The sequence below is a fragment of the Comamonas squillarum genome, assembly GCF_025309455.1.
Taxonomy (GTDB): domain Bacteria; phylum Pseudomonadota; class Gammaproteobacteria; order Burkholderiales; family Burkholderiaceae_C; genus Comamonas; species Comamonas squillarum.
On sequence record NZ_CP104377.1, the window covers coordinates 191,199 to 213,911 of the forward strand.

At 66.7% G+C, this 22,713-nt stretch carries 16 protein-coding genes; 13 read left to right on the forward strand and 3 right to left on the reverse strand.

The annotated features are described in order from the left end of the window. Positions 1-194: 194 nt before the first annotated feature. Complete coding sequence (gene map, locus N4T19_RS00895; RefSeq protein WP_021024879.1) at positions 195-1,010, reverse strand: type I methionyl aminopeptidase; 816 nt, start codon at positions 1,008-1,010, stop codon at positions 195-197. A gap of 182 nt (positions 1,011-1,192) precedes the next feature. Between map and purL the strand changes: the two genes are divergently transcribed. Next, the gene (purL, locus tag N4T19_RS00900; protein ID WP_260719197.1) at positions 1,193-5,203 is read left to right on the forward strand and encodes a phosphoribosylformylglycinamidine synthase; all 4,011 of its coding nucleotides are present in this window, start codon (positions 1,193-1,195) and stop codon (positions 5,201-5,203) included. Positions 5,204-5,271: 68 nt separating this feature from the next. On the opposite strand, the gene N4T19_RS00905 is transcribed toward purL, so the two are convergent. Together N4T19_RS00905 and N4T19_RS00910 are read right to left on the reverse strand one after the other, a co-directional pair. After that, positions 5,272-5,973, reverse strand: coding sequence for a glutathione S-transferase family protein (locus N4T19_RS00905; protein ID WP_116925044.1), 702 nt, complete (start codon positions 5,971-5,973; stop codon positions 5,272-5,274). Positions 5,974-5,976: 3 nt separating this feature from the next. After that, positions 5,977-6,765, reverse strand: a complete 789-nt coding sequence (locus tag N4T19_RS00910; protein WP_116925255.1) for an SDR family NAD(P)-dependent oxidoreductase — start codon at positions 6,763-6,765, stop codon at positions 5,977-5,979. A gap of 342 nt (positions 6,766-7,107) precedes the next feature. Between N4T19_RS00910 and N4T19_RS00915 the strand changes: the two genes are divergently transcribed. From N4T19_RS00915 to N4T19_RS00970, 12 genes are all read left to right on the forward strand, one after another. After that, the gene (locus N4T19_RS00915; protein WP_260719198.1) at positions 7,108-7,683 is read left to right on the forward strand and encodes a sigma-70 family RNA polymerase sigma factor; all 576 of its coding nucleotides are present in this window, start codon (positions 7,108-7,110) and stop codon (positions 7,681-7,683) included. Between the two features lie 18 nt (positions 7,684-7,701). After that, positions 7,702-8,502: an anti-sigma factor gene (locus tag N4T19_RS00920; RefSeq protein ID WP_260719199.1), complete on the forward strand. Its 801-nt coding sequence runs from the start codon at positions 7,702-7,704 to the stop codon at positions 8,500-8,502. 219 nt (positions 8,503-8,721) lie between these two features. Then, positions 8,722-10,035: a sigma-70 family RNA polymerase sigma factor gene (locus tag N4T19_RS00925; RefSeq protein ID WP_260719200.1), complete on the forward strand. Its 1,314-nt coding sequence runs from the start codon at positions 8,722-8,724 to the stop codon at positions 10,033-10,035. Positions 10,036-10,161: 126 nt separating this feature from the next. Continuing rightward, entirely contained in the window at positions 10,162-12,507 is a 2,346-nt protein-coding gene (locus N4T19_RS00930; protein WP_260719201.1) for a TonB-dependent receptor, read from the forward strand. A 117-nt stretch (positions 12,508-12,624) separates the two neighbouring features. Continuing rightward, positions 12,625-13,353 (forward strand): cobalt ABC transporter substrate-binding protein, encoded by a 729-nt coding sequence (locus N4T19_RS00935; RefSeq protein WP_182345336.1) that lies wholly within the window; start codon positions 12,625-12,627, stop codon positions 13,351-13,353. Next, positions 13,350-13,676: a DUF3649 domain-containing protein gene (locus N4T19_RS00940; protein WP_021027639.1), complete on the forward strand. Its 327-nt coding sequence runs from the start codon at positions 13,350-13,352 to the stop codon at positions 13,674-13,676. The genes N4T19_RS00935 and N4T19_RS00940 overlap by 4 nt, the downstream gene beginning before the upstream one ends. Then, positions 13,673-15,364, forward strand: a complete 1,692-nt coding sequence (locus N4T19_RS00945; RefSeq protein ID WP_260719202.1) for a PepSY-associated TM helix domain-containing protein — start codon at positions 13,673-13,675, stop codon at positions 15,362-15,364. Before N4T19_RS00940 ends, N4T19_RS00945 begins: the two co-directional genes overlap by 4 nt. Continuing rightward, the gene (locus N4T19_RS00950) at positions 15,361-15,648 is read left to right on the forward strand and encodes a DUF3325 domain-containing protein (protein ID WP_116925050.1); all 288 of its coding nucleotides are present in this window, start codon (positions 15,361-15,363) and stop codon (positions 15,646-15,648) included. Before N4T19_RS00945 ends, N4T19_RS00950 begins: the two co-directional genes overlap by 4 nt. 127 nt (positions 15,649-15,775) lie before the next feature. Continuing rightward, on the forward strand, positions 15,776-17,188 hold the full coding sequence (locus N4T19_RS00955) for an SWIM zinc finger family protein (RefSeq protein WP_260719203.1): 1,413 nt from the start codon (positions 15,776-15,778) through the stop codon (positions 17,186-17,188). Beyond that, positions 17,185-18,906, forward strand: a complete 1,722-nt coding sequence (locus N4T19_RS00960) for a DUF5691 domain-containing protein (protein ID WP_260719204.1) — start codon at positions 17,185-17,187, stop codon at positions 18,904-18,906. Before N4T19_RS00955 ends, N4T19_RS00960 begins: the two co-directional genes overlap by 4 nt. A 43-nt stretch (positions 18,907-18,949) precedes the next feature. After that, positions 18,950-20,032, forward strand: a complete 1,083-nt coding sequence (locus N4T19_RS00965) for an ATP-binding protein (RefSeq protein WP_260719205.1) — start codon at positions 18,950-18,952, stop codon at positions 20,030-20,032. Positions 20,033-20,079: 47 nt separating this feature from the next. Then, a complete protein-coding gene (locus tag N4T19_RS00970; protein ID WP_260719206.1) occupies positions 20,080-22,641 on the forward strand; it encodes a DUF5682 family protein in 2,562 nt (853 codons plus the stop codon). Positions 22,642-22,713: the final 72 nt, after the last annotated feature.

A 22,713-nucleotide genomic window follows, 5' to 3' on the forward strand; every position in this document is an offset into this window, starting at 1 on the left:
GTGCCATAGCAATCAACAGCAGCAGCGAGTAAGCACATTTCATGCCACTACGCACCAAATGGGGGCATGGCGGAGGCGGGACTGCCAGAAATGACGAAGGCGGCATGCTGGTTGCAGTGCCGCCTTGGTGTGGGCTGGTGCCGGGCAGGCCCGGCACGCGCGCAGCGATTTATCGGTGCAGTATCAGCGCCCGATCAGCACTTGGTGCTGGTCACAAAGCTGGGCGGCGTGGGCGAGCCCTCCGACCAGGTCAGCACTTCATAGCCGGTGTCGGTCACCAGCACTTCGACTTCCCACTGGGCCGAGAGGCTGTGGTCCTTGGTGATGACGGTCCAGCCGTCATTGCCCAGGTCCTTGATGTCCTTCTTGCCCAGGTTGAGCATGGGCTCGATCGTGAAGATCATGCCGGTCTTGAGCTCGACGCCGGTGCCCGGGCGGCCGTAATGCAGCACCTGGGGCTCGTCGTGGAACACCTTGCCGATGCCGTGGCCGCAATACTCGCGCACGACCGACAGGCCCTGGCCTTCGGCAAACTTCTGGATCGCATGGCCGATATCGCCCAGGTGGGCGCCATTCTTGACCTGCACGATGCCATGCCACATGGCTTCAAAGGTCAGCTGGCACAGGCGCTTGCCCGCAATCGTGCCTTCGCCGATCACGAACATGCGGCTGTTGTCACCAAAATAGCCTTCGGGCGTGATGATGGTCACGTCCACATTGACGATGTCGCCCTTCTTGAGCGGTTTGTCATTGGGGATGCCGTGGCAGACCACATGGTTGACCGACGTGCAGACATAGGCCGGGTAGGGCGTCATGCCTGGCGGCTGGTAGCCCAGGCAGGCCGATTTGGTGCCTTGCTTTTCCATCGCCTCGGCGCACAGCAGATCGATTTGCTTGGTGGTGATACCCGGTTGGATGTGGGGGGTGATGTAGTCCAAGACCTCCGAGGCCAGGCGGCCTGCGATGCGCATCTGCGCAATATCGTCTTCGGTATTGATTTTGATCGTCATAGCCCACGATTATCCCACTGCTGCCATTGGCCTGTTGTCCATGCGGCTACGTGTCCTGGCGCGGCACAGTAGAATCCCGGGTTATCCCGCCCTTGTCATGGTGCTGCCACGGTCCGCCCGTAGCAGTGGGCAAGGCGCATGCGTGCTTTCTTCCCATCCTCCTAGTCCACATAGGCTGCCACGTGACACTGCACCTGACTCAGCTACCAGGCGGTAACGCCCTCAGCTCCTTCCGCGCCCAACAACTGCAGACCGCATTGACGGCGATCCATCCAAAGATAACGGGCATTGCTGCCCGTTTTGTGCATCTGGTGGCCACCGAGCAGCCCCTGGCGGGTGCCCAGGCCGAGCGCGTAGCGGCCCTGCTGACCTATGGCGACCCCTATGAAGGCGGCAGCGATGGCCTGGCCTTCATCGTCACCCCGCGCATGGGCACCATCTCGCCCTGGGCTTCCAAGGCCACCGACATTGCCCGCAACTGCGGCCTGGCACTGTTCCGCATCGAGCGCCTGACCGAGTACCGGATCGAGCTCAAGGCCGGCCTGCTGGGCGGCAAGCCCGAGCTGAGCGCCGAGCAGACCGCACAGATCGCCGCGCTGCTGCACGACCGCATGACCGAGTCGGTCTTCGCCACCCGCGCCGAAGCCGAGCAGCTGTTCTCCGCACTGCAAGCCCAGCCGATGGAATTTGTCGATGTGCTGGGCGGCGGCCGCAGCGCGCTGGAAAAAGCTAACAAGCAATGGGGCCTGGCGCTGGCCGACGACGAGATCGAGTACCTGGAAAACGCCTTCAAGGGCCTGGCGCGCAACCCCAGCGATGTCGAGCTGATGATGTTTGCCCAGGCGAACTCCGAGCACTGCCGCCACAAGATCTTCAACGCCAAGTTCACCATCGATGGCGTGGCGCAGGACAAGAGCCTGTTTGGCATGATCCGCCACACCGAGGCGGTATCGCCCCAGCACACCGTCGTCGCCTATTCGGACAATGCCTCCATCATGGAAGGCCACCAGGTGGAGCGTTTTGTCGCGCCGTTCAACACCCAGGCCGATGCCGTGACGGTGCCCAGTTACCAAAAGCACAGCGCCACCAGCCATGTGCTGATGAAGGTCGAGACCCACAACCACCCCACAGCCATCTCGCCTTTCCCCGGCGCCTCCACCGGCGCGGGCGGTGAGATCCGTGACGAAGGCGCGACCGGCCGGGGCTCCAAGCCCAAGGCGGGCCTCACTGGTTTCACCGTCTCCAAGCTCTGGGGCAGCGAGGTCGGCAAGCCCGAGCACATCGCCAGCCCGCTGCAGATCATGATCGAAGGCCCGCTGGGCGGCGCCGCGTTCAACAACGAATTCGGTCGCCCCAACCTGACTGGCTACTTCCGCGAGTACGAGCAGCAAGTCGGTGACATCACCCGTGGCTACCACAAGCCCATCATGATTGCTGGTGGCCTGGGCGTGATCGATGCCGAGCAGACCCAGAAGATCCTCTTCCCCGCTGGCACCTTGCTGATCCAGCTGGGCGGCCCGGGCATGCGCATCGGCATGGGCGGGGGTGCTGCCAGCTCCATGGCCAGCGGCACCAACGCGGCCGAGCTGGACTTTGACTCGGTGCAGCGCGGCAACCCCGAGATCGAGCGCCGTGCGCAAGAGGTCATCAACCACTGCTGGCAGCAGGGCGCGGCCAACCCCATCCTGGCGATCCACGACGTGGGCGCCGGTGGCCTGTCCAACGCTTTTCCCGAGCTGACCAATGACGCCGGCCGTGGCGCCCGCTTTGACCTGCGCAAGGTCAACCTCGAAGAATCGGGCCTGGCTCCGAAGGAAATCTGGTCCAACGAAAGCCAGGAGCGCTATGTGATGGCGATTGCGCCCGAATCGCTGGCGCAGTTCACGGCGTTTTGCGAGCGCGAGCGCTGCCCGTTTGCCGTCATCGGCACGGCGACCGAAGAGCGCCAGCTGGTGCTCGAAGACCCGGCCGCCACTGCGGACGACCAGAAATTCCCGGTCGATATGCCGATGGACGTGCTGCTGGGCAAGCCGCCCAAGATGCACAAGGATGTGCAGACTGTGGCGCGCAGCCTGCCGGCCATCGACCTGACCGGCGTGCCGCTGGAAAAGGCCGTGATCGACGTGTTGGCCCACCCCACGGTGGCCTCCAAGCGCTTCCTGGTCACCATTGGTGACCGCGCCGTCGGCGGCCTGACCCACCGCGACCAGATGGTCGGCCCCTGGCAGGTGCCGGTGGCCGACGTGGCCGTGACCCTGGCCGATTTCCAGGGCTTCAAGGGCGAAGCGATGGCGATGGGCGAGCGCACGCCACTGGCCGCGATCAATGCTCCCGCCTCGGGCCGCATGGCGGTGGCCGAGGCCATCACCAATATGCTGGCAGCGCCCATTGCTCTGTCCAAGGTCAAGATGTCGGCCAACTGGATGGCCGCCTGCGGCGAGCCCGGGGAAGACGCCGACCTGTACGCCACCGTCAAGGCCGTGGGCATGGAGCTGTGCCCGCAGCTGAACATCTCCATCCCCGTGGGCAAGGACAGCCTGTCGATGTGCACGCAGTGGAGCGAGGGCGGCCAGACCAAGAAGGTCACCTCGCCCGTCAGCCTGATCATCACCGGCTTTGCCTCCATCGATGATGTGCGCAGCACCTTGACGCCCCAGCTGGACGCCAACGAGCCCGACACCACCTTGGTGCTGGTTGATCTGTCGCGCGGCAAGATGCGCATGGGTGGCTCGATCCTGGGCCAGGTGCTGGGCCAAAGCGGCAATGAAACGCCGGACCTGGACGAGGCCAAGGACCTGATTGCACTCGTTGACGCCGTCAACGCGCTGCGCGCCCAGGGCAAGATCCTGGCCTACCACGACAAGGGCGACGGCGGCCTGCTGGCCACCGTGGCCGAAATGGCCTTTGCCGGCCATGTCGGCGTGGCACTGAATGTGGACATGCTGATCACCGAAGGCGATGGCATCTCCGACAGCCGCATGGACAGCGGCGAAGGCAAGAACTGGGGCGCCCAGGTATCGGGCCGCCGCGAAGACCTGACTTTGCGCGCGCTGTTCAACGAAGAGCTGGGCGTGGTGCTGCAGGTCAAGACCAGCGACAGCGCCGAGGTGCTGCAGACGCTGCGCGAGCACGGCCTGTCCACCTGCAGCCACATCGTGGGCAAGACGCGTCCGGCCTCGTCCAGCATGGACATGGGCAAGGGCGAGCTGCAGGTCTGGCGCGATGCCAAGAAGGTGTTTGGCGCCAGCCTGAGCGATCTGCACCAGGTCTGGGATGCCGTGAGCTGGAAGATTGCCCAGCAGCGCGACAACCCCGCTTGTGCCGACAGCGAGCACGCTTCGGTAGGTGTGCCGTCTGACCCGGGCATGCATGTGCACCTGACCTTCGACCCGCAAGAGGTGGTGGCAGCCCCCTATGTGAACGTGGCAGCCAAGCCCCGCGTGGCGGTGCTGCGCGAGCAGGGCGTCAACTCCCACGTGGAGATGGCCTACGCCTTTGGCGAAGCCGGCTTTGAAGCGGTGGACGTGCACATGACCGACCTGCAGACGGGCCGTGCCCAGCTGCGTGACTTTGCCGGTATCGTCGCCTGCGGCGGCTTCAGCTATGGTGACACCCTGGGCGCCGGCATTGGCTGGGCCCGCTCCATCACCTTCAACGAGCCGCTGTCCGAGCAGTTCCAGGCCTTCTTCAGCCGCAAGGACACGTTCGGCCTGGGCGTCTGCAATGGCTGCCAGATGTTTGCCGAACTGGCCGATATCATCCCCGGTGCGCAAGACTGGCCACGCTTTACGCAAAACCAGAGCAACCGCTTCGAGGCGCGCCTGTCGATGGTCGAAGTGCTGGACTCGCCCAGCCTGTTCCTGCAAGGCATGGCTGGCTCGCGCCTGCCGATCGCCGTGGCCCATGGCGAAGGCTATGCCAACTTCCGCTTCCGTGGCAACGCCGATGCGGTGATCGCCGCGATGCGCTATGTGGACAACCACGGCCAGGCGACCGAGCAGTACCCGTTCAACCCGAACGGCTCGGCCGGCGGCCTGACCGCTGTGACCACCGCCGATGGCCGCTTTACCGCGATGATGCCGCACCCCGAGCGCGTGTTCCGCAACGTGCAGATGAGCTGGACCGACGGCGACCGTTCGGCCCACAGCCCCTGGATGCGCGTCTGGCGCAATGCCCGCCACTGGCTGGGCTGATCTGCGCAACGCCCATGACGAAGGCCCTGCACTGCAGGGCCTTTTTTCATGCGCCGCGGTTCAGTGGCTCAGAGCTTCATCACCACCGGGCCGCCCTTGGCAATGGCGCGCTGGTAGGCTTCGCGGGCCTGCATGCGCTGGCGGTAGGCATGCAGATGCGGCCAGTCGGCGGCATTGGCGCAGCGCGCCAGCGCGGCCTCGACGGCAAAGCCCATCTGAAAATCGGCCATCGTCAGGTGATCGCCGGCAAACCAGGGCTGGTGAGCCAAGTGGTGGTTCATATAGGCCATCGCCGCCTCCATGTGCGGCGCGATCAGCTGCTTGTGCACCTGCTGGCGCAGGCCGCGCAGCACCGGGCGCACGACGGGGCGCAGCAGCAGCGGCAAGCGCTTGGCCGCGATGCTGTCAAACACCAGCTGCAGCAGCAGCCAGTTCATCAGCGAGCCCTCGGCAAAATGCATCCAGTAGCGGCACTGCAGGTGCTCGGGGCTGCTGCGCGGCGGATCGAGGTGGGCCATGTCGGGCGGCGCCCAGGCGCCATAGCGCTCGGCCAGGTACTCGATGATGGCGCCGGATTCTGCAATCACCAGGCCCCGGTCGCAGAGGATGGGTGAGAGGCCCAGCGGGTGGATGCGCTTGAGCGCCGGCGGCGCTAGGCGCGTCTTGGCATCGCGCGGGTAGGTCTCCAGCGCATAGGGCAGGTTCAGCTCTTCGAGCAGCCACAGCACGCGCTGCGAGCGTGAGGTTTCCAGGTGGTGAAGGGTCAGCATGCTTCAGTTTCCTTGCAAGCGGCGCACCCAGGCCACCAGACCGGATGCCGTCGATTTGTAGCCGGGGCGCCAGCTCAGCCGGGAGCGCCAGGGCACGCCCAGCAGAAAGTGGCCCCGGGCCCAGCCCTTAAGCATCGCGCTGGCCGCCTGCTCTGGCTGCGGCCAGACTGGCAGGCTGGCGGGGTGAGGCTCGGTGAAGAAGGCATCGCTCAGGCCGGGCTTGAGCACGGCCAGGCTGACGCCTACGCCCTGAGGCACCAGCTCGAGTTGCAAGGTCTCGGCCAGGTTGATGAGTGCCGCCTGGCTGGGCCCATAGGCCAGGTTGCCCGGCAGACCCCGCAGGCCGGCCACACTGGCCACCAGGCTCAGATGCGGTTGGCGCCCGGCGCGCGCCGCTGCCAGCAGGTGGGGCGTGACGGCCGCGATCAAATGCAAGGCCCCGGTCAGATTGACCTCGCGGTGCTGCAGCAAGCTGTTGAGGTCCAGGTCATCGGCCCGCATGGTCTGCCGCTCGCCTGCGCAGTAGCAGACCAGGTCCAGCGGCCCGTCCTCCAGCAGCTGCTGCACGGCGCTGACGACCGCGTCGCGGTCCGTGACATCCAGCGGCAGCGGCAGACAGCCCGGGTGCTGCTCGGCGAAGCTGTCCAACACCTCCTGCCGGCGCGCGGACACGATCACGCGCGCGCCTGCGGCATGCAGCTGCTCGGCCAGCGCCAGACCGATGCCCGAGCTGGCGCCCACCAGCCAGACACGCAAGCCGTACCAGCGCGCAATGGGGGTGTTCAGTGGCATGGCTGCCTCCTGGCGCTGGCGCATGGGCACGATGGCTGGTAGGCGATGGTGGTGGTGGCGGTTGTCATAGGGTGTTCCGGTTGTCCGACCCTGTCTGGGCAAGGTCTACGCTTAGCACTACGCACCAGCAAGAGATTTGGATTCAATGCGCCGATTATTTTTTTGCATCGTTTTTTGCATCCAATGGAGGGCTTGCTGCGTATAGCGGCCAGATGCATGAAAGTTTTGGACGTGAGCGACCGCTGACCGCTAAGAGATTGAAGGGTTTGCCCGAGGCGCTTGCTGCTTGGCAGTAATACAACGGATACACCGGCTGCGCAGGCTTGGCTCCACAATGCTGGCATGCGCACACCTACCACTGACACTGAACTGATGCTTTTGTTAGACCGCATAGCCGCCCGCGAGGACAAGGCGCTCCGGCTTTTGTACGACGAGACCGCGTCCCGGCTGTATGGCCTGGCGCTGCGCATTCTGGGCAACCAAGCCTGGGCCGAGGATGTGCTGCAGGACAGCTTTGTCGCCATCTGGCGCCATGCCGGCAGCTACCGCGATTCGCTCAGCCCGCCGCTGGCCTGGATGGGGATGCTCGTGCGCAGCAGGGCACTGGATTTTCTGCGCCGGCGCAAGGCCGAGCGGCTGGACCAGCATGCGCTGGTCGATGACATGGATGACTTGCCGCAGGGTGACGATGCACAAGGCCCCATGCAATCGGTGGAAGCCAGCGAGCAGGCGACGGTGTTGCACCAATGCATGGAGCGGCTGCAGCAGGCCCAGCGCCAGGTGGTGAGCCTGGCCTATTTGCGAGATTTGAGCCACAGCGAGCTGGCCAGCCACTTCCAGCTGCCGCTGGGCACCGTTAAAACCTGGATGCGCCGCAGTCTGGAGCAGCTGCGCAAGTGCATGGCCCGCCACGTGTAGGCGCAAAGGAGTGCTCTGATGAATCTGGTACAACACCCTGAACTGCTCGACCGGCTCGCTGCGGCCTATGCGCTGGGCACCTTGCGCGCCGGCGCCCGCCGCCGCTTTGAGCAGATGGCCCGCACCCACCCGCAGGTGCGCTCGGCCGCCATGCTGTGGCAGGGCCGTTGGTCGGCGCTGTCCGAGCTGCAGTCGCCCGTGCAACCCGATGCCGCCGTCTGGACCCGCATCCAGAACCTGGTCGATGCCGACCAAGCTGGAATAGCGCTGGAGCGGCAGCGCGCTGCTGCCAACGCCCGCAGCCCCAAGGCGCTGGCCTGGTGGCGCTCGCTGGCGCTGACTGGCGCCGTGGCCACCGTCGCTGCCGTCGCCGTTGGCCTGTATGCGCAGCAAAGCCTGCAACGCAGCGCAGGCCAGCAGCTGGCCGCCTTGCAGACGAAGCTGCAAAAGACCCAAACCGCGTTGCAGGCCGCCCCCCAGGTGCAGTATGTCGCGGTGCTGGCCGATGGCAAGGCGCAGGCTTCCATGCTGGTGACCTTTGACGCCCGGCAGGGCCAGCTGGTGCTGCAGCGCGTGGGCGGCTACCAGGAGGCCGCCGACCGGTCACTGCAGCTGTGGGCCTTGCCCGCGCAGGGCGCACCGCAGTCGCTGGGCGTCATGGGCGAAGGGCGCCTGGCGCAACTGCAGGCCCAGCTGGCCCAAGTGCAGGCTGTCCCCGCGCTGGCGGTCAGCCTGGAGCCCAAGGGCGGCGTGCCCAGCGAGACGGGTCCGACCGGGCCGGTGCTGTTCAGCGGGGCTTTGATCAAGCGCGATTTGTAAGCTGATTTTCCCGCTCCCACGCCCTGAACCTGGCGGTACAGGGCGTTTTTATGGCGTGTTCCATCGCGGGAAATGCTTGCGCTGGCAGCAGTAACCGCCTCCACGGGCGGGCGATTTAACACCCTGTTTTCAAAGAGAATTTATATAACAAATGAGATCTATTCTCATTCGTAATATACTAGCGCGCCTTGTCCTCTTTACTGCTCGCCCGTCCCCGCCATGTCCGCCCTCCCGTTGGAAGCCTTTCGCGATAGCTATCGCGAGCTGATCGCCTTTGTGGCACGCCGTACCGGCAGCCGCCAATCGGCGCAGGACATCGTGCATGACGCGTGGCTGCGCGTAGTGGAAGCGGGGCCCATGGCGCAAAGCCAGCACCCGGCGCCACGCGCCTATCTGTACACGGTGGCCGAGCATCTGGTGATCGACCACCTGCGCCGGGCCGCGCGCAGCTCCGAGCGCTTTGACAGCAGCTTCCATGACAGCAGCGCCGGTGTGCAGGCGCTGGGCCAGGATGTGGCCGAGGCCAGCCTGCAGCGCGAGGCGCTGGTGGCGGTCGATGCCGCCATTGCCGCCTTGCCAGAGCGCTGCCGCCGCATGTTCCTGGCCGACCGGCTCGATGGCGAATCGCAGGCGGCGATTGCCGCTGCGCATGGCGTCTCGGTCAAGACAGTGGAGCGAGAGATCATGCGCGCCATGGATGCGATTGAAGCGGCCCTGCACGAATGGCGCGGCGATGGCGTCGTGCAGGCGCTGCCACGCAAGGGCCGGCGCCGCGCGCTGTCTGCCTTGCTCGGTGTGGCAGGCCTGGGCGCCAGCGGCAGCCTGGCCTGGCGCTTGTACCAAAGCCAGGTGGTGACCTGGCAGATCCAGCTGGGCACCGCTACCGGCCGCCAGCTGAACCAGGCCCTGCCCGATGGCAGCAGCATTGCGCTGGATGCGCAGACCCGCCTGGATGTGCGTTACTACGGCAGCCGCCGCTATGTGCAAATGCACCATGGCGCGGCCTTCTTCAGCGTGGCGCGCAATGCCGATGCGCCCTTTATCGTCGATGCCGGCCCGGCCCGCATCACCGTGCTGGGCACCCGGTTTGAAGTGGCCCTCGATAACCAGGGTGGGCTACGCGTAGCCGTGGAAGAGGGCCGGGTGCGCGTGCAAGAGCGCGGCAGCGATGCCGATCTGGCCGATGCCGGCGATGGCTGGGAGCTGACGGGCAGCCAGAGCCTGGACTGGCAGCCAGGCCAGCCGCCCCGGCGCGACAGCAGCGCGGAAGAGGTGGCGGCCTGGCGCAATGGCTGGCTGGATTTCCGCCACGAGCCGCTGGGCCTGGCGGTGCAGCGCCTGGCCCGATACTGCCCCGTGCCCCTGCAGGTGGCACCCGATGCCGAGCATTTGACGATTTTTGGCCGGGTGCGCATTGCCGATGCCCGCGCCTGGCTGCAACTGCTGCCGCGCAGCCTGCCAGTGGTGGTGCGCGAAGAAGGCCAGGGCACAGCGCGCCGCATCACGATTGCACGGCGCAAGGCGCAGAGTTGAGCGATGGCGCGCATGCACTATGGGCCGGCAGACGGTCATTTAAAAATACTTGCGCTGGCGTTGAGGGAAAACTGCGTCTCGTTCGTATTACCTCTTGTGAACCACATGAGGAAAGTACCCAACGCTATGTCGCACCCCTGCAAACGCCACCTGATTGCCCTGGCCATTGCCGCCTTGGCCGGCGCGGCCTCGGCCGCTGATTTTGATATTTCTGCCCAGCCGCTCGACAGCGCGCTGGCCCAGCTGGCCCGCCAGGCCGGCCTGCAACTGATGGCGCCACCGGCGCTGGTGCAAGGGCGCCCCGGCGCCGCCGTCAAGGGCAGCATGAGCGCCCAGGATGCCGTGCGCCAGCTGCTGCGCAACACCAGCCTGGTGGCCCGCATCGAAGGCACAACCCTGGTCATCGACAACGGCCAGACCGCGGGTGAAGTGGCCTTGAACCCGGTGGTGGTGACGGCACCCGCCACCCGCGCCGGCGACCGCCCCGAGGCCTATGCCGGTGGCAAGCAGGCGCGCGGCAGCCGCATTGGCATGCTGGGCGACCAGGATGTGATGGACACACCTTTCTCCACCGTGGCCTACACCGCAGAAGCGGTGGCCGACCAGCAGGCACGCACCTTGGGTGAGGTGCTGGCCAACGACGCCTCGGTGCGCCTGACCACCGCCTCGCAGGGCTTTAGCGAAGACATCCAGGTGCGCGGCTTTGGCATCAGCGGTGGCGATGTGGGCCTCAACGGCCTCTATGGCCTGACTTCGGCCAGCCGCGTGCCGGCCGAGATTCTGGAGCGTGCCGAGCTGCTCAAGGGCCCGGGCGCGATGGTGGGCGGCATGCCTCCGGGCGGCAGCATTGGCGGCGCCATCAATGTGCAGACCAAGCGCGCGGGCGATGATCCGCTCAACCGCGTGGGCCTGCAGTACCTGGGCCGCGCGCAGTTTGGCAGCAGCGTCGATATCTCGCGCCGCTTTGGCGAGAACAAGGAGTGGGGCGTGCGCGTCAATGGCGCAGCGCGCGGTGGCGAGGCCAGCATCCGTGGTGGCGACCAGAAGCTGGGCGTCGGCGCGATCGCGGTCGACTACCGGGGCAGCAACCTGCGCTGGTCGCTCGACGCCTATGCGCAGCGCGAAGAGATGGAAGATTTCCGCCCGCAGATCGGCTTCAACCCGGCGCTCACGTCCTTGCCCAAGCCACCCAATTCGCGTAGCAACTGGTTCCCCGATACCGATCTGTCGCTGGACGACAAGGTCATCGCCTCGCGCCTGGAGGTCGATCTGAACGACCAGGTCACGGCGTTTGCCGGCATCGGCTACCGCAAGGGAAAGGCCCAGCAGATCTTCCCGACCACCACCACGTCGATGAATGCGGCCGGCGACTTCACGGTGCGCAGCAGCTTCTATGACTCCTACAGCGAGACCAGCAGCGCCGATGTGGGGCTGCGTGCCAAGTTCGCGACCGCGGGCATCAAGCACTCGCTGGTGGTCAGCGCTACCGATCTGCGCCAGGAATCCGGCAACGCCTATGTGGCGGGTCTGACCACGTCGCCCTCGAACATCTACAATCCCTCGCCCTTGCCACCGGTCGAAGGCGCGCGCACCGAGCCCAACAAGGCCTCCAAGGCGCACAACTACGGCATTGCGGTGACGGACACCTTGGCCTTGGCCGATGACCGCCTGCTGCTGACGCTGGGCCTGCGCCGCCAGACGGTGGACCTGCGCAACTTCAGCACCGCCAGCGGCGCGCAGACCAGCCGCTACGCCAAGAGCGCGACCACGCCGCTGGTCGGCCTGGTGGTCAAGGCCAATGACCAGATCTCGCTCTACGGCAACTACACGGCCGGACTCTCGCGCGGTGCCACTGCGCCCAACACGGCGGTCAATGCCGGCGAGGTGTTTCCTCCGTTCAAGTCCAAGCAGTACGAAGCGGGCGTGAAGGTGGACTGGGGCCGCTTCATGACGACGGCCAGCCTGTTCCAGATCAGCCGCCCCAACAGCATGACCGACCCGACCACCAACATCTACAGCTTTGATGGTGAGCAGCGCAACCGGGGCCTGGAGCTGGCCGCCTATGGCGAGCTGCAGCGCGGTTTGCGCTTGATGGGTGGCCTCACCTTCAACCGCGCCAAGGTCACCAAGGCGGCGCAGTACCAGGGCAACGATGCCTACGGCGTGCCCAAGCTCAATGCCAACCTGGGTGCCGACTGGGATGTGCCCGGCGTGCAGGGTCTGTCGGTCAACGGCCGTGTGATCCGTACCGGCTCGGCCTGGGCCAGCAATGCCAACACCCTCAAGCTTTCGGGCTGGACCCGCTTTGACGTGGGCGCGCGCTACCGCACCCAGGTCAGCGGCAAGGCGGTGGTGCTGCGTGCCAATGTCGAGAACCTGACGGGCAAGAACGTCTGGTTGATCAGCGGCAACAACTACCTGACCTTGAGCGCGCCGCGTACCGTGGTGCTGTCGGCAGCGGTTGATTTTTGAGAACCTGCGGGTGGTCTCCGCACAGTGGCGTAGAGACCACCCACCGGTTCTGGGGAGTGGGCTGCGGGAGCGCACAAGGCGCCTGCAGCATGTTTATCAAAATAGGAGAGAGAGCATATGTTGAAGAAATCCCTGTCTGCCCTGAGCCTGGCCGTGCTGGCCATGTCCGCCCAAGCCCACCAGGTCTGGCTCGAGCCCGCCGGTGCAGACAACGCCGTGGTGCTGCGCTTTGGCGAGTTTGGCGACAACCTGCGCGAAGCGTCCCCCGGTCTGCTGGACCATTTTGGCAAGCCCCAGGGCGTGCTGATCAACGCCAAGGGCGAAGAGAAGGCCGCTGCCGGCAACAAGACCGCCAATGGCTTTGCGCTGCCTTTCAGCGTTCAGGCGGGCGAATCCATCGTGGCGGAGGACGCGAACTACCCGCTGTCCAAGTTCAAGCGTGATGGCAAGGATGTCACCAACTGGTACCACCCCGCTGCACGCCTGGTCACCGGCTTTGCCGCGCAAAAGCCCAAGCTGGCACTGGACCTGACCCCGACCGGCAAGGACGGTGAGTTCAAGGCCACGTTCAAGGGCCAGCCGCTGGCCAAGACCCAGGTCGCGCTGGTCACCCAATCGGGCTGGATGAAAGAGGGCCACACCGATGCCCAAGGCCTGGTGCATTTCGACCTGCCATGGCAAGGCCAGTATGTGGCCGAGATCAAGCACAACGACCGCACGCCCGGCGAGCGCGCTGGCGAGAAGTACGACGGCGTGAGCTATGTGACCTCGGTCACCTATGTGAAGCCGGACGGCGTGGCCCCTGTGGCGGCTGGCCCCGTGGCAACGCCTAACCCGGCCAAATGACCAGCCAGGCGCTGAGCGGCGCCTTGCGCGCCGCGCTGGCCAAGGCCTGCCGGGTTGGCCCGCTGCTCTCGCGCATCGTTGCCGCCATTGGCGGCGGCTATGCGCTGGCGGCGGTGGCCAGCGTGGCGGTGCTGGCCTTGCCCATGGCCAAACCCCAGGCGGTGCTCGCCGGCACAATGGCCAGCTTTCTGGTCTACACCGGCGCGGTGATCTGGGTGTTTGCCGTGCGTTCGGCCACCCGTGCCTGGGTGGGGCTGCTGCTGGCCGCAATACCGCTGCTGCTGGCCGCCTGGCCGGTATGGAATGGAGTGACTCCGGCATGACTGCCATTGATAAAAAAGATAGCAAACCGAGCAAGCCAGCCGTGCGCGGCATCCGCCAGACCATGTCCGACCTGCATATCTGGGCCGGGCTGCTGGTGGGCTGGATTCTGTATGCGATGTTTCTCACCGGCACGGTGAGCTACTTCAAGGAAGAGATTTCGCAGTGGATGCGGCCCGAGCTGGCCCACCAGGCCGTGGTGCCCGATGCCGCCGAGGTGGCCCCGCGTGTGGCGCAGGTGCTGGAGCAAGTGGCCCCTGGCAGCAACCAGTGGAGCCTGGCCATGCCCGATGCGCGCAACAACGTCGTGAGCGCGTTCTGGCGCATTGCCAAGCCCGAAAAGGGCGAGCGCGGCTTTGGCAGCGCGGTGTTCGATCCGCAGACCGGCCAGAAGGTGGCCGGCCGCGAGACCGTGGGCGGTGAGTTCTTCTACCGTTTCCATTTTCAGTTCCACTACATGCCCGTGCTCTGGGCGCGCTGGCTGGCGAGTTTTTGCGCCATGTTCATGCTGGTGGCCATTGTCAGCGGCGTGATCACCCACAAGAAGATCTTTGTCGACTTCTTCACCTTCCGCTGGGGCAAGGGCCAGCGCTCCTGGCTCGATGCGCACAATGCGCTGTCGGTCTTTGGGCTGCCTTTCCACGCGATGATCACCTACACCGGCCTGGTCACGCTGATGGCGATGACCATGCCCTGGGCCAGCAGCGCTGCCTTCAAGACCCAGGCCGAGCGCCAGGCCATGCAAAGTGAGTTGAGCACCTTTATCCCCGCCGGCAAACCCAGTGGCGAGGCCGCGCCGCTGGCCCCCTTGGGCGATATGGTGCGCCAGGCCCAGCAGCGCTGGGGCGAGGACCGTATTGGCCGCGTCACCGTCAACAACGCAGGCGATGCCTCGGCGCGCGTCATCGTCACCTATGGCGATTTCGAGCGCGTGTCGATCAGCCCCAAATACATGCTGTTCGAGGGCAGCACGGGCAAGCTGCTGGAGGTCAAGGACCAGGTCGGCGCGGCGGCCGAGACGCGTGGCGTGCTCTATGCCTTGCACCTGGGCCGCTTTGGCGATACCACCGTGCGCTGGCTCTACTTTCTCACCAGCCTGGCAGGCACGGCCATGGTCGGCACCGGCCTGGTGATGTGGACCGTCAAGCGCCGCACCAAGCTGCCCCATCCGGACAAGCCTTACTTTGGCTTCTGGCTGGTGGAGCGCCTGAACATTGCTGCGATTGCGGGCCTGAGCATCGGCATGGCCGCCATGCTCTGGGCCAACCGCCTGCTGCCGCTGGGCATGGAAAAACGCAGTGACTGGGAGATCCACTGGTTCTTCATCCTCTGGGGTGCCAGCCTGGTCTGGGCCATGCTGCGGCCTGCCAAGCGCGCCTGGGTGGAACTGCTCTGGGCCGGTTGCGCGGCGCTGGCCTTGCTGCCGGTCCTCAATGTGCTGACCACCGACCGCCCGCTGTGGCGCAGCCTGATCGAGGGTGACTGGGTGTTCAGCGGGCTGGAACTGACCTTGCTGGCGCTCGCTGCGCTGCATGCCTGGCTGGCGGTGCGCACCTGGCGTCACCAACCCAAGCGCAAGCCGCAGCGCCAGGCAGCGCCACGGCAAGCGCCTGCCGCCCGAGATGCTGACACGGGCGCGGTGGCCGCCAACGCTGCCATTGCCACCGATCTGCAGGAGGCCCGACCATGAATCACCTTGCCATTCAGCTGGTGTCGCTGCCAGCGTTTGCACTGCTGGCGCTGGCCATGGACCGCCACCAGCTCGACCTGTTGGGCCGTGAACTACCAGCTGGCCAAACCCGGGGCCTGCGCCTGGCCGGCTGGCTGGCGCTGCTGGCCTCGCTGGCGATAGCCGTGGGGCTCAAGGGCTGGTCGCTGGGCCTGGTGACCTGGTGCGGCCATATCTCGCTCAGCGCCGCCATCGTCATCCTCACGATGGTGGCCTGGGAACGCCGCAAATCTGTAAAAAAGTGAGACGCCAGGCGGGTCGGAGGCCTGTCTTGCATCATTTCGTCTTGCACCCTGCCTACAATCGTGCGATGCCGCTAGAAATAAATCTATAAAGCGGATTACTAACAGATTGAATGGACGGGGAGGCGGTTTGTCACGTGTCTTAGCAACCGAAGCCGAGGTGGTGGCGCTGTCACCGGATGCCTCTTCCACCAAGGCGGCACAAGGGTTGAAGAACCCCAGCAAATGGCCCAGTCTGGGCTGCAACGCAACGGCAGCCTGGGGCGAATGCCAGGGCAGCGGCTCCAAGCCCTACCAGACCCAGGTCGATCTGAGTGGGCCGTCCTTCAAGTGCTCTTGCCCGAGCCGCAAATTCCCCTGCAAACATGGCCTGGCGCTGATGCTGCTGCGTGCGGCCGGTCAGGTGGCCGACAATGCCGAGCCGCCCGCCTGGGTCAGCGCCTGGCTGGACAGCCGCGCTGAAAAAGCCGAGAAAAAAGAAGCCAAGGCCGCCGCCATTGCGGCAGCCCCTCCGCCCGATCCCGAGACGCTGGCCAAGCAGCAGGCCAAGCGCGAGGACAAGCGCTGGGACAAGGTGGCCGCCGGCATGCAGGAGCTGCAGCTGTGGATGCAGGACATGCTGCGCAACGGCCTGGCCAATCTCTCGGGCGACCAGCAGGCGCGCCAGCACTGGAACACCATGGCCGCGCGCATGGTCGATGCGCAGGCTAGCGGCATGGCCGCCCGCATCAAGGAGGCCTGGGAGCTGGTGGACAGCCACCCGCAATGGTCGCGTGACCTGCTGGTGCAGCTGGGCCACTGGCAGTTGCTGGCCGATGCCGTGGCACGCCGCGATGCGCTCGGCGCCGAGACCCGTGCCGATGTGATGGCCGCGCTGGGCTGGGCCCTGGACAAGGCCGAGGTGCAGGCGCGGGGCCAGGTGGTGGCTGATGACTGGCTGGTGGTAGGCCTGCGCCAGATTGAGCGCGAAGGCCGCTTGCTGGAGCGCCGCGTATGGCTGCAAGGCCTGCACAGCGGGCGCATTGCCTGGCTGCTCGATTATGCGCAAGGCGGCCGGGGTTTTGAGACCGCCTGGGTGCCGGCGCAAAGCTACCGGGGCAGCCTGCATTTCTACCCCGGTCAGGCGCCGCTGCGCGCGATTGCGGGTGCTGATATCGAGTTGCTGGCGCCTGGCGCCGGCGCGCCTTTGGGCGAGGCAGCATGGCGCGATGCCTTGGCGCAGCTGAGCCGGCGCATGGCCGCCAACCCCTTGCAGCCGGTGCAGCCGCTGTGGTGCGGCCAGGCGCGTTTGCAGACCAGCGCTGGCCAGTGGTATGCGGTCTGGCCGCAAGGTGCCGAGGCCGCCGCGCTGGTGCCGCTGGCCTTAGCCGATGACCAGGCCTGGCAATTGCAGGCGCTCGGTGGCGGCGCGCCGATGGCGCTGTTTGGCGAATGGGAGGGCGGCCAGCAGCAAGGGCGCTGGCGCCTGCTCAGTGCCTGGCAGGCCGGCGATGGCCAGGCGCCATGGACCAACATCTGGCAGAACCGGGGTGACGTGCTGTGAGCCATGCAAATCTTTGGGCTGCGTTGCAGCAATCGGCGCTGGTGGGCGCCGAGCGGCTGGCGCTGCCAGCCCTCTTTACCCAGGGCATCGACCGCACGGCGCCGGCCAGCCAGCAGGCCCTGCAGGCGGCCTTGATGCAGCCGGCGGGCAGCCAGGCCGAGCAAGTGCTGCGCGCCACCGCCGTTGCTGCCGTGCTGGAGCGCGTGGGCTGGCAGCCCGGTGCATCGCAGCCGCAGCTGGCTGCGGCGGCCGGCGCCGCAGCCTTGCCGCCACCGGCCCAAGAATCGCGCCCGGCGCCGCAGGGCGAGCCACTGTTGCGGCTGCTCGGCGAAGTGCTGCAGGGCAATGCGCCCGAGCTGCTGGCGCTGGCCTTGGCCAGCCTGGACGAGGCCGGCCAGCGCCTGCCCTATGCGCTGCTGGTGGATGCGCTGCACCAGGGCCGCCAATCGGTGGAGCTGCGCCAGTGGCTCACGCCGGTGCTGGGCGAGCGCGGCCGCTGGCTGGCCGCCCAGAACCCGCAGTGGGCCTATGCGCATGGCGTGCAGGAGACGGCCGATGCCGAGCAGATCTGGCAGGAAGGCTCGCTCGAGCAGCGTGTGGCCTTGCTGCAGCAGCAGCGCGCCACCGATCCGGCAGGCGCCCGCGCGCGGCTGGAGGCCAGCCTCAAGGAGCTGAGCGCCCGCGAGCGTGCACCGATGGTGCAGAGCCTGGCGCGCGGCCTGTCGGCCCACGACGAGGCCTTGCTGGAAAAGCTGCTGGGCGACCGCAGCAAGGAGGTGCGCGAATCAGCCGCCAGCCTGCTCGCACGCCTGCCGCAAAGCCCGCACAGCCAGCGCATGGGCGCGGCGCTCCAGGCCATGCTGAGCCAGGATGCCAACGGCGAGTGGCAGATTGAGCCGCCCCAAGAAGGCCACAAGGACTGGGAGCGCGACGGCGTCACCTTGCAGCCGCCTGCCTATATCAAGGGCCATCGCGCCTGGTGGCTGCAGCAGCTGGTGGAGCTCACGCCCCTCGATTTCTGGCAGCAGCATCTGGGCAAGACGCCCGAGCAGCTCTGGGAATGGAGCCGGCGCAGCGACTGGAAGGGCGCGCTGCGCCAGGGCTGGATTGCGGCTTTGCGTGCGCAGCGCGATGTGCGCTGGCTGCCGCTGATCCAGAGCATGGAGAGCGATTCGCGCAGCAGCGATGTGCTGCCGCTGCTGATGGCTGAGCTCAGCGCCGAAGAGCGCGAAACCCAGTGGCTGGCGCAGTTGCAGGCCAAGCTGGGCAAGAGTGCCTTTATCGAGGCCATCCACCGCATCGACGAAGGCATGGGGCGCGCAGAGTTGCTCTCGCCTGCAATGTCGCGCTGGTTGCTCGAGGCCTTGCTCAGCACCTTGCAAGCGCGCCAGCCTGCAGGCAACTGGCACAGCTGGCAGGCCGACCATGCCGTGCTGGCCTGCGCACGCCGCCTGCAGGTGGGCGACCTGGAGCGCTTTGCGCAGCTGTGGCGCGCGCCACGGGCGCTAGCGCCTGCCGAGCCCACGGCGCCCGACGACGCCGCTGCGTTGGTGGTGCCCGAAGGCAGTACCGAGGCCGACATCGCCAGACTCAAGCAGGAGCAGCAAGCGCGCCTGGAGCGCTCGCGCCTGCGTCCCTGGGACGACGAGCAGGTGCTCGCCCAACTCAACCGCATTGTCGATCTGCGCCTGGCGCTGCAAGCGGCCCAGCCCGCCTGATGGCGCCCACCACGAACCTTTTGATCTCTACCGGAAGCACACCATGAGCCAAGTACTACGCCAGCATGCCGAGCAGCAATTTGCCGAAGAACTGGATGCCCTGCAAAAGGCCGATGACCGCCCGCGCCCGCCCAACTGGAAGCTCTCGCCCTGGGCCGTGCTGCAGTACCTGATGGGCGGCACGCTGAGCAATGGTTTTGAAGTGAGCGCCAAGTACATCGGCAGCCCACGCCTGATGGAGATCGCGGTATCGACCCTGGCCACCGACCGCGCACTGCTGCTGTACGGCGTGCCTGGTACGGCCAAGTCCTGGGTGTCCGAGCACCTGGCAGCGGCCGTGAGTGGCGACTCGACCATGCTGATCCAGGGCACGGCCGGCACCAGCGAAGAGCAACTGCGCTACGGCTGGAACTATGCCCAGCTGCTGGCCCATGGCCCCTCGGAAAAGGCGCTGGTCCCCAGCCCGCTGGTGCATGCGATGAAGCTGGGCAAGATCGCCCGCATCGAAGAGCTGACCCGCATCCCCGCCGATGTGCAGGACACCTTGATCACCGTGCTGTCCGAAAAGACCTTGCCGGTGCCCGAGCTCTCGACCGAGTTCCAGGCCGTCGCCGGCTTCTCGGTGATCGCCACGGCCAACAACCGCGACAAGGGCGTCAACGAGCTCTCCAGCGCCTTGAAGCGCCGCTTCAACACCGTCGTGCTGCCCGTGCCTGCCTCGCAGGATGAGGAGGTGAAGATCGTCACCAAGCGCGTGGGCGAGCAAAGCCGCGCGCTGCAGCTGCCTGCCGAGGCACCGGCGCTCGAAGAAGTGCGCCGCGTGGTGCAGATCTTCCGCGAGCTGCGCAATGGCCAGACCGAAGACGGCAAAACTGTGCGCATCAAGTCGCCCAGCTCCACCTTGTCGACCGCTGAAGCGATCTCGGTGATCAACAGCGGCATGGCGCTGGCCGGCCATTTTGGCGATGGCGTGCTGCGTGCGCATGATGTCGCCTCGGGCCTCTTGGGCGCCGTCATCAAGGACCCGGTGCAGGACAGCGTGGTCTGGAAGGAATACCTGGAGACGGTGGTGAAGGAGCGCGCAGAGTGGAAAGACCTGTACCGCGCCTGCCGCGAGCAAATCTAAGCCGCTGGCGCCGTTTTTCTTCTGCCCCGACAACGCTGACCGAGCCCATGGCCACTTCTGCTGACAACGTCCATTTCTTTGGCATTCGCCACCACGGCCCGGGCTGTGCGCGCAGCCTGGTGCAAGCGCTGGCGCAACTGCAGCCCGACTGCCTGCTGGTGGAAGGCCCGCCCGAAGGCGAGGCCCTGCTGCCGATGCTGCGCAGTGCCGAGCTGCGCCCGCCTGTCGCCATGCTGGTGTACATGCAAGACGAGCCCAGCCAGGCCGCGTTCTACCCCTTTGCCGAGTTCTCGCCCGAATGGCAGGCGCTGCAATGGGCGAGCGAGCAGGGCGTGGCCACGCGCTTTATCGACCTGCCCCAAACCCATGCGATGGCCCAGGACTGGGCGCAGCGCCAGGCGTTGAAAAAGCCGGAGCCCGCGCAGGATGTGGACGGGGAAGAGGGCGAGGACGATGCGCTGGAGGCAGCGGACGAGGCGCCAGCCGATGCCGCCGAGACCAGCGCCGACACAGCCCCGGTGGTGGATATGGACAGCGACGTCGGCGAACCGATTGAGAGCAAGCAGCCACCGATGCGCGACCCGCTCGACTGGCTCGCCCATGCGGCCGGCTTTGAGGATGGCGAGAGCTGGTGGAACCGCTTGGTGGAAGAGCGGGGTGACAGCGAAGCGCTGTTCAGCAGCATCAACGAGGCCATGACGGCAGTGCGCAGCGAACTGGGCGACGACGGCGAGGCCTGGCGCGGCCCCCACTATGTGCTGCGCGAGGCCCAGCGGGAGGCGCATATGCGCCAGTGCATCCGTGAGGCAGTCAAGGCCGGCTACCAGCGCATTGCGGTGGTCTGCGGCGCCTGGCATGTGCCGGCGCTGCAGCAAAGCACCACCACCAAGGCCGACAGCGCCGTGCTCAAGGGCTTGCCCAAGGCCAAGGTGCTGGCGACCTGGGCGCCCTGGACCTACCGCAACCTGGCCAGCCGCAGCGGCTATGGCGCAGGCGTCACCTCGCCGGGCTGGTACGCGCATCTCTGGCAGTGCTACCGGGCCGATGCGGCCTTGTCACAGCATGCAGCAGAAGGCCTGGCCGTACCTGCACGCAGCGCCCGCGATGCCGCCACCTTGCGCACCGCAGGCTGGCTGACCCGCGTGGCGCGGCTGCTGCGCGACAAGGACCTGGACTGCTCCAGCGCCCACATCATCGAGGCCACCCGTTTGGCCGAAGGGCTGGCTGCCATGCGCGGCCAGCCGATACCGGGGCTGCAGGAGATCAACGAGGCCATCGTCACGGTGGTCTGCATGGGCGAGACCGCACCGCTGAACCTGATCGACGACGAGCTCACCGTCGGCCATGTGCTGGGCACGGTGCCCGCCGATGTGCCGCAGGTGCCGCTGCAGCGCGATATTGAGCAGCAGCAGAAATCGCTGCGCATGAAGCCCGAGGCGGCGAGCAAACTGCTGGCGCTGGACCTGCGCAAGGAGACCGACCTGGCGCGCAGCCATTTTCTGCACCGCCTGCGCTTGTTGGGCATTGGCTGGGGCACGCGCGCGGCCGATGCGCAGCGCAACCGTGGCACCTTCCGCGAGAGCTGGCAGATGCAGTGGGAGCCGGAGCTGGCCGTGCGCATCATCGAGGCCAGCGTGCATGGCGCCACCGTGGCGCAGGCCGCCACCGCGCGCCTGCGCGCCAGCCTCCCGCCCGATACGCCCTTGCCCGAGATTGCGCAGGCGATTGACGACGCGCTGCTGGCCAATCTGCCGCAACTGGTCGAATCGCTGATCGCCACCCTGGCCGAGCGCGCGGCCACCACCGGCGATGTAGCCCAGCTGCTGCAGGCGCTGCCGCCGCTGGCCAATGTGTACCGCTACGGCAGCGTGCGCCAAACCGATACCGCCTTGCTGGCCACGGTCATCGATTCGCTGGTGCTGCGCGCCGCCATTGGCTTGCCGGTGGCCTGCATGGCGATGGACGAAGACGCGGCCGCTGCGATGAAGGGCAAGGTGCTGGCCGCGCACGAGGCGCTGCGCCTGCGTGGCAATGATGCGCAAGCCCAGGCCGCAGTCGACGCCTGGCGCGCTGCGCTGCGCAGCCTGGCGATGGGCGACGCCGCTGCCGCCTTGCTGCGCGGCATGGCCTGCCGGCTGCTGCTCGATGAGCATCTGCTGGACAGCGCCGAGGTGGTGCTGCAGTTCAACCGCAACCTGTCCTTGGGCGCGGCGCCGCTGGATGTCGCCGCCTGGCTGGATGGCTTTTTGAACCAGCAGGCGCTGGTGCTGCTGCACGACGAGGCCATCTGGGGTGCCGTCGATGCCTGGCTAGCGGGGTTAGGTGAGGTGCAGTTTGCGCAGATCTTGCCGCTGGTGCGGCGCAGTTTTGCCAACTTCAGCAAGCATGAGCGCCAGAGCCTGGGCGACAAGGCCCGGCGCGCGCCGGTGGCTGGTGCTGCCGTGCCTGCTGCCGCCTTGGCGGCGGGCGATGAGGATGCCCCCTGGGACGAGGCGCGCGCTGTGCTGGCGCTGCCGCTGCTCAACACCCTGCTGGGGCTGGAGCTGCCGCCCGAGTTGCTGGCGCAGATTCCGCCTGCCGCCACGCCTGCTAACCAAGCCCTGGAGTGATGACGATGACCCATGCCGCCCATCCCGCGCCAGGCCTGGCGCAAGACGATGCACAAACCCTGCCGCCTGATG